12 protein-coding genes are annotated in these 14,379 nt (G+C 34.1%); 3 read left to right on the forward strand and 9 right to left on the reverse strand.

Annotated elements, in window-relative coordinates; translation table 11 throughout:
* Positions 1-67 precede the first annotated feature (67 nt).
* The gene (locus tag IPO86_12330; GenBank protein ID MBK9728893.1) at positions 68-1,525 is read right to left on the reverse strand and encodes a right-handed parallel beta-helix repeat-containing protein; all 1,458 of its coding nucleotides are present in this window, start codon (positions 1,523-1,525) and stop codon (positions 68-70) included.
* A gap of 292 nt (positions 1,526-1,817) precedes the next feature.
* Here IPO86_12330 and IPO86_12335 point away from each other — a divergent pair, with 292 nt between their 5' ends.
* From IPO86_12335 to IPO86_12345, 3 genes are all read left to right on the forward strand, one after another.
* Positions 1,818-2,516 (forward strand): glycosyltransferase family 2 protein, encoded by a 699-nt coding sequence (locus IPO86_12335; GenBank protein ID MBK9728894.1) that lies wholly within the window; start codon positions 1,818-1,820, stop codon positions 2,514-2,516.
* 67 nt (positions 2,517-2,583) lie between these two features.
* A complete protein-coding gene (locus IPO86_12340) occupies positions 2,584-4,062 on the forward strand; it encodes a glycosyltransferase (protein ID MBK9728895.1) in 1,479 nt (492 codons plus the stop codon).
* Between the two features lie 23 nt (positions 4,063-4,085).
* Positions 4,086-5,450 carry a hypothetical protein gene (locus IPO86_12345; GenBank protein MBK9728896.1) on the forward strand — a complete coding sequence of 455 codons (1,365 nt, stop codon included), beginning with the start codon at positions 4,086-4,088 and terminating at the stop codon, positions 5,448-5,450.
* A gap of 217 nt (positions 5,451-5,667) precedes the next feature.
* Here IPO86_12345 and gldN read toward each other — a convergent pair whose 3' ends face one another.
* The 8 genes from gldN to IPO86_12385 form a co-directional block, all read right to left on the reverse strand.
* Positions 5,668-6,537: a gliding motility protein GldN gene (gldN, locus tag IPO86_12350; GenBank protein MBK9728897.1), complete on the reverse strand. Its 870-nt coding sequence runs from the start codon at positions 6,535-6,537 to the stop codon at positions 5,668-5,670.
* Between the two features lie 12 nt (positions 6,538-6,549).
* Positions 6,550-8,121, reverse strand: a complete 1,572-nt coding sequence (locus IPO86_12355; protein ID MBK9728898.1) for a hypothetical protein — start codon at positions 8,119-8,121, stop codon at positions 6,550-6,552.
* A 47-nt stretch (positions 8,122-8,168) separates the two neighbouring features.
* Positions 8,169-8,756, reverse strand: a complete 588-nt coding sequence (gene gldL / locus IPO86_12360) for a gliding motility protein GldL (protein ID MBK9728899.1) — start codon at positions 8,754-8,756, stop codon at positions 8,169-8,171.
* Between the two features lie 102 nt (positions 8,757-8,858).
* The gene (locus IPO86_12365) at positions 8,859-10,100 is read right to left on the reverse strand and encodes an SUMF1/EgtB/PvdO family nonheme iron enzyme (GenBank protein MBK9728900.1); all 1,242 of its coding nucleotides are present in this window, start codon (positions 10,098-10,100) and stop codon (positions 8,859-8,861) included.
* A gap of 203 nt (positions 10,101-10,303) precedes the next feature.
* A complete protein-coding gene (locus IPO86_12370; protein ID MBK9728901.1) occupies positions 10,304-11,278 on the reverse strand; it encodes a PorP/SprF family type IX secretion system membrane protein in 975 nt (324 codons plus the stop codon).
* Positions 11,271-13,250, reverse strand: a complete 1,980-nt coding sequence (locus tag IPO86_12375) for a thioredoxin domain-containing protein (protein ID MBK9728902.1) — start codon at positions 13,248-13,250, stop codon at positions 11,271-11,273. The genes IPO86_12370 and IPO86_12375 overlap by 8 nt, the downstream gene beginning before the upstream one ends.
* A 1-nt stretch (position 13,251) precedes the next feature.
* Positions 13,252-14,016: an MBL fold metallo-hydrolase gene (locus IPO86_12380; protein ID MBK9728903.1), complete on the reverse strand. Its 765-nt coding sequence runs from the start codon at positions 14,014-14,016 to the stop codon at positions 13,252-13,254.
* The gene (locus IPO86_12385) at positions 14,013-14,294 is read right to left on the reverse strand and encodes a hypothetical protein (protein ID MBK9728904.1); all 282 of its coding nucleotides are present in this window, start codon (positions 14,292-14,294) and stop codon (positions 14,013-14,015) included. Before IPO86_12385 ends, IPO86_12380 begins: the two co-directional genes overlap by 4 nt.
* Positions 14,295-14,379 lie beyond the last annotated feature (85 nt).

Here is a 14,379-nt window from a genome sequence, read left to right on the forward strand (position 1 = left end):
ACTCGTTTATTAGCCAAATTTTTTTTTCATTTCATGCGACTGTTTTCTAGTGTGCGTTATATAGAAACTACTTTACAAAATACTCATAACATCCAATATCTGGCATTAGAACATCTCTCGTTCTATCATCCAGATCTGTGGTTATACCTGGAATTGGAATCGCTTTTTTTTCCAAAACGGATAAAGTATCCGGGTGAAAATTGTCATTTGAAATATCTTTAAACAAAGAATTAAAGCGCTCATAATTAATACAGTCAAATGCGTATAGGGAATTAAATTGAGGAAACTCTTTAATTAAATCTTTTATTCGGAATAAACAGTTTTGAAATTTTGGCTCAAAATTCGATGTTGATTTTTCCATCATCCACAATTCATCCTCATCGGATCCTGTGATTACTGAATTCACAAAAGTTGATTTCAGAGGATATTCATAAATTTCACTACAAAAAGGAACGTCAATACATCTTGCGTTACTCAAATATACCGATGGATCCGTATTTCCAAAATTTACCAATGTGCAATAATTCACTTCATAATTTCCACCTGTTGTAAAGTATAATGAAGAAGATCCTTGATTATAAATTAAACAATTAGACATAAACAAATCTGCTGAAGAAGCATACACCCCATACAATGAATTATTATAAATTATCGTATTTTGAATTTTACATTCTGATAAAGAGTCTGCAATGATCCCAATCAAATTATTTTTAATTTCAGTATAATTAAATTCATTTCCTCTACTCTTCTTATCTAAAAAAATACCTGACCATTGACCCGGAATATTCTGATAAAAAGGTTCTAATCGAACCCCTTGAAATACGACTGGTTTTTCGTTAGTCCCTTCCACTTTAATAGAAGCATTTGGACCGATGATGATTCTGCCATCGTTATAGAAAAATGAATTTCCATTTCCATCAATTGCTTTCGTTAATCCACCCCATAAATAAACTTTAGTACCTGCAGGAATAATCAAGTTGCCGTTATCTATATATATAATTCCATAAACGATATATGGGCGTGGATCATCCCAAATTTGGGTGCTCCCTTTTAAATCTATTAATTCAACTCCACCTTTATTCGATTTTGAGGGTATGTAATTTGCATTTTGCCCATAAGCCAAGAGTAGAATTTTTTGTTGATTGCTATTATATTCAAGAAAAACAGAATCCGTTTTAATAAAAGGACTAAATTCCACTGGATCATTTGGATTTACTGTTACTTCAAAAAACATATAAATACTATCTTCTGCCCGGATTTCAATATTTTCAATTGTATTACCAGAAATTCCATCGAGGTTCATTTTAAAATCTGATTGATTCCCATTTTTAATGTAAACCCGATCGATTCGAATGGATTGTTTATGAGGGTTATAAATTTTAATAAACCGGGTTGCAGAGCCTATTGTAGAAAATACCGTATCAAAACTGACGGTGTCGTTTTCAAATCTTAAAAATGCTCCAGGGTCTGTATTGAAATCTTCTTCATGGCAAGCGGTAATTAAAAACCATGTATAGAAAGCCATACTGGCTATTTTATAAAGAACTTTTCTATTATAAATCATAAAAACGCTTAAAGATAGATTCTAAAATAATACTATTTTTGCCAAATAATTAATAACCCATGTCTGAAAAGAATGTTTCTCATCGTAGCGATTGGCTTTATTTCTTAATATCAACCGTCGGTACTGTATTTTTATTATGGTTTTATCCAGCTTGGTTCTGGGTGGGTCTTCCATTTGTGTTAACATATTTAGTTAAAGCCCTTAACGCCCTTTAATTGAATCACACTAGTATGCTATCGATTTTACCGAAGTTTTGATAATAGATGTCATCATTCCTGCCTTAAATGAAGAAAAATCTATTGGATTTGTAATAAAGGCTATTCCTAAAGGATTTGTTCGAAATATTTATGTTTGTGACAATAATAGCACTGATGCAACCACAGTCCGGGCTTTAGAAGCCGGAGCTCAAGTGTTGGTTGCTGGTAAAAAGGGTTATGGCTCTGCATGTCAAGCAGGAATTCAAAAGATTATTGCAAACGGAACAGCGAATTATCCAGATATCCTGGTTTTTATTGATGGCGACTATTCCGATTATCCTGAAGAAATGATATTACTTGTTGACAAAATGCAAACCGAAGGTCTTGATCTTGTAATCGGAAGCAGGATTTCAGGAAATTTAGAAAAAGGTGCTTTAACGATAGTTCAAAGATTTGGAAACAAACTGGCTACCTATTTAATCAAAATTTTGTTCCACTATCATTTCACTGATTTAGGACCATTTAGAGCAATCCGATTTCAGAAATTATTGGAGTTAAAAATGGAAGATCCAAATTATGGTTGGACGGTTGAAATGCAAGTTAAAGCTGCAAAGCATAAATTTAGAGTCGGAGAAGTGCCGGTTAGCTATCGAAAACGGATTGGAATTTCTAAAATTTCAGGCACTTTTAAAGGAGTTATAGGTGCAGGTTCAAAGATTCTCCTTATAATATTCAAAAGTTTTGTTAAAGGTTAAAATTGTGTTAAAAAATTAGAGCCAACATACGTTATGGCATCTAAGCTCTGATTAATTTTGCCTTTATATGGATCAATTTCAAATAATTCTGATTTGCATTTATACTGCATGTCTTTTATACATTACTGTTTTCTCCATTCTTCAACTTAATTTGTTGAAGGCTTATCGAAAACAAAAAAAGGAAAAAGTATTATTACCGCCCCTAAATGATTCAGATGAACACCCCATGGTAACTATTCAGTTACCAATTTATAATGAACTGTATGTCATTGATAGATTGTTAGATAATATCAGTAAAATGGATTATCCAAAAAATCGAATGGAAATTCAGGTTTTAGATGACTCTACCGATGAAACGGCTGAACATGCTCGTAAAAAAGTTGGTCAATATCAGAACCTGGGATTTGACATCCACCATATCCATAGAACGGATCGGAGTGGTTTTAAAGCAGGTGCTTTAAAAGAAGGTACTAAAGTTTGTAAGGGTGATTTTATAGCTATTTTTGATGCCGACTTCTTACCTGAACCAGACTTTCTTAAAAAGAGTATGCCCTATTTTAATAATCCTAAAGTAGGTGTGGTACAAACGCGTTGGGAGCATATCAATGAAGATTATTCCTTATTGACGAAATTGCAAGCATTCCAGTTAAATGTTCACTTTACGGTAGAACAAGCTGGACGTTGTGCCGCTGGGCATTTTCTCCAATTTAACGGGACTGCTGGTATTTGGCGTAAAACTACCATTGATGAGGCCGGTGGTTGGCAATCTGACACTTTAACAGAAGATCTTGATTTAAGTTACAGAGCACAGCTGAAGGGGTGGAAAATTCAATATGTTGAAGATATTATTTGTCCTGCAGAATTGCCTGCTGAAATGTATGGTCTAAAATCACAACAATTTCGCTGGATGAAAGGTGGGGCAGAAAATTCAAGAAAGTTATTGCCTATAATTTTAAAATCAGATCTTCCATTTTCTACAAAATTTCATGCGATTATGCATCTGATAAGCAGTGGCATTTTTCTAATGATCTTTTGGGTCGCTTTAATTAGTGTTCCAGTACTTTACTCTATGGATAATATGGAATTAAAAGCAACTTTTTTAGGCTTTTGTTTATTGGGTACTTTATCGGTTATGTCTGTTTTTTATGAGGCCAATAACATGATGTGCTGGAAAGAAAAACATGTAAAAAATAGATTTCTTCGTTTTTTAACATTGTTTCCAACATTTATGGCAATATCGATGGGCTTTAGCTTTCATAATAGCATCGCTGTTCTGGAAGGATACTCTGGTAAAAAATCAGCATTTATTCGAACTCCAAAATTCAATTTAACAACTTTAAAAGATAATATTTTACAAAATAGTTATTTGGTTCAAAAAATTACCATGAGAACCTGGGTAGAAGCATTTATTTGCCTCTATTTTATTTTTGCAATTGCTATGGGAATTTATATTGAATATTATTCATTTTTACTATTCCATGTGTTATTGATGTTTGGATTCGGTTTAAATTTTTATTATTCTGTTAGGCATCTCAGTTTTAAATAATCTGACGCTCGATAAATGGAGTTATGAATCTTAGGAAATCTACATTTCCTATAATGATTTTTGCTTATGCAGGTTCGATCATTTACCTGAGTTATTATTCTGTCCAAGACTCCTTGGTCTCTATATTGATGCCAGGTTTCATTGCATCTATTAGTTTTTACATATTGTATTCTAGACAACTACAAGAACAGACAACGTTCCGGTTTATACAGTTTATAATCCTTATAAAACTGACACTTATCTTTGCAATTCCAAATCTTTCAAATGATTTCTATAGATTCTGGTGGGATGGTTACTTGAGCTCCCATGGCATTAATCCATATTTATGGACTCCTGCAGAAATATTAATTCAATACCATTCTCAGCATTTAGGAGATGCTTTGCAAGCTCAATATAATCAGCTTAACTCACCGGAGTATCATACCGTTTATCCTCTATTAAGTCAATTGATATTCTGCATAAGTGCAAAAATCGCAGGGACTCATTTGCATATTTTTAGTATTATTTTAAAACTATTTGTACTCATAGCGGATCTTGGAATTCTGTTTTTTAGTATTAAAATATTAAGGCAGCTAAAGCGTCCTCTAAAATATATCCTCTTGTTTTTTGGGAATCCACTTTGCATAATGGAACTCAATAACAATTTGCATTTTGAAGTATTTCTAATACTATTTCTAGCTTTGAGTATATACTATACGCTTCATAGCAAAGTATTTCTGAGCGGTTTATCCATTGGATTTTCTTTTATTTCAAAGCTGACTTCGCTTTTATTATTACCACTATTTATTCAATGGCCTTTCTTTAAAAAATATAATATTTTAATAATAATTGGCTTCCTATTTCCTACACTGTTATTTATAGCTTATTTAATTCCTGGTCTTTATGGTTATCAAAAAAGCATGGGATTGTATTTTCATCAATTTGAATTTAACTCCTTGCTATACGGACCTATTTCCAATTACTTTGATATTCATAAATGGTATTTGCTAAAACCAAAAATAGGAATCTATTTAATGTCCATTTTTCTATTAATTTATAGTGTCATTTTGACTTATAATTGGGTATCTAATAAAAGTTTTTTTTCATTTAAACATGCTTGGTTGATTCTATTTTTTTATTTGATTTTTAGTTCCACTGTGCACCCTTGGTATATTACCCCGATTCTCTTTTTGAGTTGCTTTGTATTTCCACTTTCCAGTTTCGCCTGGAGTTTTCTGATTCTTTTTTCATATGCCAGATATGATTCATATTTTATAAATTATGAGCCAATATTGCTTTATTTAGAATATACCATTGTCTTGATATTGCTAATTTATGAACTTCATAAGCAGCAACATAAGAACATGCAGAATGAATTCGACATTAAAAATACTGCACACTTGCAATAGCATTTGACTCGTTTTGCCTTACATCGAATTTTAGAGAAATACAGTGTTCCTTTCCAAGAATTGGCATTTTTATCAAAGTTAAAGAAGCCATTTATATTTAATGGTCGGCCATAAATGGCAATGGATTAACTTTATTTATGGATGGCTACTTAATATAAAAATAAAAGGCTGCTTTAATCAAAAAGCAGCCTTTTATTTTTAAGAATAAGCTTCAGAATTAATAAGTCCAAAGATCATGTTCTCTATTTAATATTTCATTTTTAATCTTTTCTGATTCCAATAATAATTTAACACCATCATTTTCACCTTTAAAGATATCTGTCAAACGATTATCCTGTACGTTTGATTCTTTAATAATATAGCTAGAGAAAAAACGCTCATCAAATACATCTGCCCAAGTACCAGGTGCTGCATCATTTTGATCGTTAAATACTTTTTCACGAGCTAATAACTTACGTGCTTCTGGATAATAAATCCAAAACATAGGTAAGGTATATTTCAAAAGTCCAGCATCATCATACTCATCTTTAATAGGCGCTATTCCTAACAACCTACATTCCAAGCGAGATGTTTGTTTATTGAAATACCACATTTCCTTTATACGATATGTTTTAATATCATTAAAGTTGATATCAGATTTACGTATTTGAACGGTTTCAACATAGGTATCAGGATCCATTACTACAACAGTATCTACCCGGTGCAATAATTTATCTAACTGTTCGCCAGTTACAAACTTTTTAAAATTGTCTTCATTGAAGATTTTAATATCTCCATTTTCAGCAGCTTGAATCAGAATTTGGAAGAATGGTCTTACAGGATAGACGAAGGGCAAATTCATTTTCTCTCTCACATCAATGACTCTCCAGATCCTTTTATCCCAAACGATATCAGCTTCCCGAATCGGTTGGTAATCCAATATTCGTTGGTCCTTTATTAAAGAACGATCAACAATATCGTCAAGGTAGCCGGAATCCTCTTCTTCTTCACTAGCTTCCGTTTTTTCTTCTTCTGTCTGTGCTATTAAATTGATATTAAGCACTGTAAAAAGCAAGAACACTAAAAATGAAATCCTGAACTTATACATGAATCAAAATTTTTATTTAATTTGAAATGACATATCACCAAGATCACGAGCTGCAACATCTCCAGGACATCTCCCTTTAATACCTTCAAACAAGTAACGATCACCAGGTTTTGCTGAATTGATCAACGTAATAGCCTGAGGTGAAAAACGCCCACCTGTGTTAGCTACGATCTGTGCATCTTGTCTAGGTGCAACCCTTACCACATTATATGCTTGAATTTGACATTTTGCATCAAATTCAAAACCTTCTAATACAGGAATTACACCAGCTTGTGCTTTAAAAACTCCATTTGCCATTGCACCACCTCGTTTATCACTTAGCATAGGTACCGGAGTTGGAATTCTTTTCACACGAAACTTAAAAGAAGTAGCTTGTAAGCCACCACCACTTAAAGTAATATTTGCCTCACCTGGAGCACTAACGGTTGCAACATACTTGCCAGTGCCTTGCTTAGCCAGATTGATACCACCACCTGTTGCAGCAACATTTAATTGTGCAGATGGAATACCTGCAGCAGAAATTGCAACTGGGTTTTCAACACCGATATAGAATACGTTCATTTTTTCAGCAGCAACGTTACAAGAACGTTCTCCAACTTCAAATTCGAATTCTTTACGATAGGTATCTGTTTTTTGTGTAACTGGATTTGTTACAGAAGCAACTGCAGTATATTTTTTTATACCAACATCCCCTGGAACTGTTCTCCAAAGAGCTTCACCCTCATTATTAACCGCTAAGCCTGTACCATTTACAGAAAGGCTAACCTTTGTATTCGTAGATTTTGAGGTTGACGCAGCTAATGAAATCGCGGTTTCAAAGGGCTCTCCTTTAATTACATAATTCTTCTTAGGTGAAGAAATTACAGTGAATTTATCTAAAACGACGTCTTCACCACCCAATCTTTTGCTAAAATGATTCAAAACTGCATTCTCTGAAGCTTTGGCATCATTAATAAATTTTGTAAAAATTGGTTGGCAAGCACCTAATGGCATCATTTTAAAAGTAAACTCTTCCCAGCTCTTTTTGTTTTTTGAATGTCTCCAAGTTTCGTCATCTATACTTAAAGCAATTTCATTTTCCATTGATGTTCTAACGGTATCATCAATCAATGAAAGAAATTTACCTCTATACTCTAAAATTTTATTTTTAAGCTCGAGACCTCTTCCACCATTTACCATGATTCTCGTGGTAACATCTTTGTTTTTCTTTCCTTTCATATCTTTATGATCGCCAACGACCACATAATCGCCTTCATCTACGGAGCCGTTCATATTGCCAGACTTATCTATAAGGTCATCAACAACACTTTTAATATATGCTGCAAATTCATCTCCGTATTGAACTGCTAATGGTGCCCTTTCTGAAAATCTTGCAAATTCTGGTTTAGCTAAGGCTCTTTTCTTAATTGATTCAGGTAATGCGCCATTGGATTGATCCAAAGAAGCATTGGATTGTTCCAAGCCCTTATTTACCAGCTTGAATGCATTGAAAATCTCCGCAGAAACGTTCAATGCCAGAAGCGCTGTAAGTACCAGATACATGATGTTAATCATGAGCTGGCGCGGCTGCTTAGGAATTGACATATTTTATTCTATTTATTGGTTATATAAATTAGATTTCTAAATAATAATTAATGACCACCCATATTCTTGTAAGCAGAAAGAATATTTCCGTATACAGAATTTAGATTTGTCAAATTTTTGTTTAAAGCAGCAACCTGATCTTTATAATTTTTTGTGTCTTCTAAAGATGCACTCATTTCAGACATTGCATCATTTAAACGAGCATAAAAGTTACCCATTGCTTTTACTTGATCGCTTGTTTTACTAAAATCAACTTCTTGTAATGCTTTTAAAGAACCCAAACTTTTTGACATAATTTGTAATTCTGAAAGCATTCCTCCTAATTGGTTTTCAACTACTTCTCCATTTGCTGGACGGGAACCACCTTTCATGGGTCCTTCTGTTAACGGATTAATTCTTGATTCAGCTTCACCTAATCCTGGGTATAATTTATCCCAATAATAATCTTTATCTGGTGGAATAACCCCAAGTACGAAGAATAAGATAGCTTCTGTTACCAGACCTGCAGTAATCATAGCATCTCCTCCTTCCCAGGACATGATTTTATATAATGCACCCAACATAACGACAGATGCACCAACACCGATCACCAAATTTTTAAGGTATTTAAACCAATTTTGTTTGTAAATAGCCATTGTTGAAATTTTTTTATGAGTTTAGAGAAAATTGTTTGTGAATAATAATATAGATGACAGAAAGATTTTCATCTTTCCCCCACCTTTAATGAACATCATTTATTATCTGAAATCATTCTCGGATCTACCCAAGAATGCTAATACACAACGGAATCCTATATAAGATTTAGAAGTATCCTGAAATTCCCAGTTACGAGTACTTGTATGCAAATAATATGCAACGTCTTTCCAGGAACCACCGCGAATTACTTTTCTTTTATAAGATTCTGGGTCTTCTGCTTTCGCATCGTATTTGATATCAGGATTCTGATCATGCATTATAATATGTGCATTATCAGAATACGCTGATTCCGTCCACTCTGCTACGTTACCGGACATATTATAGAGCCCATATTCATTTGGGAAATAGGCATCTCCTTTTACTGTATAATAACCGCCATCTTCAGGATAGTTTCCACGACCTGGTTTGAAATTGGCAAGTAAACATCCTTTTGCATTTCTTGGATAATACGCACCCCACGGAAATGGAGCTTGTTCTCTTCCACCTCTAGCTGCCCATTCCCATTCATGTTCTGTTGGCAATCTGAATTCTTCAGAATTTGGTTCTTCCTCTGCTTTGAATTTATTCCATATAGAAGTTCTCCAATAACAGAATGCACGACCTTGTTTCCAGGTAATACCTACAACTGGATAGTCATCATAAGCAGGATGGCTAAAATAGTTCCGAGTCATCGGTTCATTATAAGAATATGCAAAGTCTCTTACCCAGCATAAGGTATCCGGATAAATATTCGTTTTTTCCTTATTGATTATTGCAGATCGTTTTATATCCCTCACATGTGCAGCTTTTTGCCAATCTTTCCATTCCCATTCATAAACAAATTTACGGGAATCCAGTTCTTTCACTCCTTTATAGGCATCTGCACCTTGGAAATATAAGTCATTCAGGGTTTCGTCTTCCCAATCTATTTCTTGTTCCCAGTCAACTTCTTCCGTTTGACCATCTTCTCCTTCCACAAAATGACCTAAAGCTTTATGTGCTAATTCATCCTTAACAAAATACACAAATTGCCGATATTCGTTATTTGTGATTTCGGTGTCATCCATAAAAAAGCCTGAAATAGAAATGGATTTTTGTGGTTGGACCATGGTATTAAAGAAATCCTGGTCACTCTGGCCAATCGTTAAGGTGCCACTGGGCACATAAACCATCCCATAAGGATTAATACCTCCCCACTTGGGACGGTCAATAACACCTGTTACCTGACCTTCTTGCTTATTCTTGCCGCAGGATGCCATTAATAATAGCATTAACGCCGCAAGATAGAGATTCAATTTTCTCATCTTTATTGAAATTTACCTACTTTGTCTTTATAAAAAGTGGCGTAAATATAAGACATAAAAAAAAGTTTTACTAATTTTTTTTTTTGCCGAATATTTTTTGCCCTACTGTTAACAATGCGAACTCTATTTGTCTGGTAAATATTGTATTACAATTAAATCTTTTTTAGATTGTATCAATTTTCTACCCTGCAAAACTATTAAATTCAATCAGAATATCTAGGACTATGTATTATTTTAGGAGCTTTTCCTAATCCAAATGCTCTCCCAAAGTTATAAAAAATTCCTAACTCTTGACTTCCCCCATTTAATTGCTGTGGAATTGAACCCATATAAAACTCATGGCCATATGCCATTTTAAGCTGTTTACTCAATGAAAATCCAAAAGAAACGCCTAAAGATTCAAAGGAATTACCATTGTAACCTCTTACATGTACACCTCCAAAAATGTTGCCATTATATTCAAACCCTGAAAAAAAATCAATTTGACTTTGTTTGAAATCTGATAGAACCACAATTTGCTCTATAAAATTTATTGAAAACCAGTCAAATTGAGCTCCCATGAATCCTTTGACTGTCCTATTGTTTTGCCAGGGAAAAACCATTTCATCCTTTTTGGATTCTAAAAGCTTTTCAATCGCAATTCCCAATTCAAATGGACCCCGTTGAACAAAACATGAAAGTCCAAGATCCATTAGGTTTATGCTTCCATTCAAATTAGAAATTTGATTATCCTTATGATCTAAATTTCCACCTTGATATTCTCCTTGTGGAGTTCTTACTGCATTCGAATTTAAACTAAACCAATAAAATTCTGATTGCAATCCAATGGAAACTAACCAAGTACTTGATTTCCAAACTTTATTTATACTTGGCTTAACATAATGATTTTTTTGGATGCCTAATTTATCTTGTCCAAATGTAATTCCCATTCCACTTCCAAACCGATATAATGGACAATTAAATGAAATGTCCATAGTTTGAGGATTACCTTCAAAATTTTGCCATTGATTTCGATAGATCCCAGATGCAAAAAGGGTTCCTTCCAAACCTGCATAGGCCGGGTTAATACGATATTTATCTTTATAAATCAGGGTACTTAATGGAGTTTGTTGCCCGAACCCCCGCAAAAGGCTGAGTACCAATAAAACGCAACTTAGAATTTGTGGAATCTTATACAACGCCTAAATTTAATTTAGATATTAAAGATACGACATCTTTAGGATTCTCCTGTGCAGGATAACATTGATTAGAATAACAAATTTGAATTCCAGAAAAATTATCTTTTAAAGGAATCCTAATAAAGTCAGGTAAAAAACATAAACTACAGATGTCAATGTATTCAGCATTCGACTTAAGTTTTATAGTTCCAGATCCAAGGTCATTTTCAATGGCAAGTTGAACCCAGGATGCCATATGCAGTGGATGTTGCAAAGCCTGTGTTTTAATTTCATTCTGCATTCCAATGGATTGAAGCTGATATTTAGTTTCTAAAGTACATTCATAAAAGTACTTTGCCATTTTACAAAATACTGCATTAGGGTTCGGATAGCTTGTTTCAGCCCAATCGACAATGCTGTGATTAAAATCCGGATAAGCATTAGATGCCATATTTAAAAGGAACGAGTCCTGATTTTTAAATGCAATCAAAACAGCATCAAATAAGCGTTTTGCAGTGTTATAATAATGTAATTCCATGTCCATCGAATAGATTTCAATCAAGGCTTCAATGGTGTATCCATAATCTTCTAAAAAACCAGATCCTTTCTTTACTCCATCGATTACATATCTACAAAGTTCATTCTCTGTATAAAATACCTGAGCTCGTATGCTCTCCATTAAATTCACTGCTTTTGTTTTATACTGTACTTCTCCGGTAAACTTATACCAGGATACATAGGCTGTTACCAGCATTGCATTCCAGGATACTATCATTTTATGATCTATAGAAGGCTTTTCCCGAAGTTCACGATGCGCTTTCAATTTTAATAAAGATTCTGAATTGAGATCCAAAGATTCCTTTATGGCCACATCCGAAATTAAGTTGTCAATCAATCGCAACACTTTTTTATCAGTATTTAAATGATCCAGGCTTGTCATGGTGTAACTCTTTCTAAAGACCTGATAGTCACCACCTAAAATTTTCTTTAAAAGTTCTTCCTTCCAAATATAAAAACTACCTTCCTCCCCTTCTGAATCTGCATCCATGGCAGCATAAAATAATCCATTTGGATCCATCAAGTTGCTTTCGAAAAAAGAGAACGATTGATCCGCTATACTTTTAATAAAAGGACTTTTACGAATTTGATAATAGACCGAAAGTACTTTCATAATTTGAGCATGATCGTACAACATTTTTTCAAAATGTGGAACGTTCCAGGATTCATCAACAGAATATCTGCAAAAACCTCCTGCGATATGATCGTAAATACCACCCTGGCACATTTTAAACAAGGATTTTAAAGCATGGTCCAATGCCTCCTGATTTCTTGTCTTATAGTAGATAAAAAACAATAATTGAAGAGCTTGTGTATTTGGAAACTTTGGGTGTGAACCGAAACCACCATGTTCAACATCCATGGATACTTGAAGTTTTTGTAAAACAGCATGGAGATCAACAGCTTCAGAGGGTAGGTTTTTTGGGTGCTTACTGAGTTGCAACTTCTTTAAGTGATCCCCAATTGTTTTTGCCTGTTCCAGGATGTGACTTTCTTTTTCAACAAACGTGTTTTGAATTGACATGAGCAACTGATTCCAGGAAGGTCTGCCATATTTTGGTACCGGTGGGAAATAAGTTCCTCCAAAAAATGGAATTCCTTCCGGGCTTAAAAAACAATGCAAGGGCCAACCGCCAGAAACACCCATTGCTTGAATAGCATCCATAAAATAATGATCAAGATCTGGCCTTTCTTCTCTATCTATTTTTACATTTATAAAATGAGCGTTCATAATTTCAGCTGTCAATGGATCTTCAAATGATTCATGAGCCATTACATGGCACCAATGACAGGTAGAATAACCAATGCTCACCAGAATCAGCTTATGTTGCGCTCTTGCTTTTGCTAATACCTCTTTGGACCATGCCTGCCAATGCACAGGATTGTCTTTGTGTTGCAATAAATAAGGGCTTGATTCTAAATTTAATAAATTCATTTTATATGGAAATTACTAAACCATCATAAGCTAAACGGATATCCGGCTCAAGAATTTCTTCCACTTCATGGTGGAGCCCTAATTGATGACTGATATGCGTCAAAAAGCTCTGTTTTGGTTGTATTTTATGTATTATATCTATTGCTTGCGTAAGATTTAAATGACTATGGTGTTCTTTATGACGAAGTGCATTTATGACCAATACTTCACAATGTTTCATTTTTTCAATTCCAGCTTCATCAATATGTTTTGCATCGGTAATATAAACCAACGTTCCAATTTGAAATGCCAGGACACCAAGTGTTCCATGCCAAATACGAATTGGAAGTATGGGCTCGCTATTAATTAAAAAGGGCTGATCTGCTATGATTTCTCTTAACTCCAGTTGAGGCAAGCCAGGATAATTATTTTCTCCAAAAATATAATAAAATCGCTTTTGGATATCTAAAAGTACACGCGCTTCTGAAAAAAGCGGAATTTTATGTCCCATTTCAAAACAAATTGGGCGGATATCATCCATCCCAGCGGTATGATCTGCATGCTCATGGGTCAATAAAATAGCATCTAATCGTTTAATTCCATTGGCAAGTGCCTGTTGTCTAAAATCCGGACCAATATCAATTAAGATTGAATTTTTATCGGTTTGTACCCAAAGTGATGATCGGAGTCTACTATTTCTAGTGTCCAGTGATGTACATACTTTGCATGTACAATTAATTACGGGAATTCCCTGAGAGGTACCGGTGCCTAAAAATCGGATTATCAAACTACTGATTCTTGCAAAGAACGCAAGGAAATTGCTTTATAGTACAAAGATTTCGTTTCATCGGAAATATCTTCCAATTGTATTTTCAATTCTGGTAATAAATCCAGGATACAGTTCATCCGGCCTTCCAAATCAAAAAATTTATTGATAACAATAATATTTCTAGAGGATACGATACAATATCCGGATTGAAAATGCCCCTGTTCATAACGCACTTTATAGGACAACTCTGCACAAAGGTCTTCTAACTTCTTGAGGTTATTTCTGGTATATTTCATATGGCTTCAAATCGTCTCTTACCAAACTGGCGTAAAGCTATAATAAAAACGTTTATTATTAAAAATTAAATATGTTACAGCCTAA

This window comes from Saprospiraceae bacterium, from assembly GCA_016717265.1.
In the GTDB taxonomy this organism is placed as follows: Bacteria; Bacteroidota; Bacteroidia; order Chitinophagales; family Saprospiraceae; genus Vicinibacter.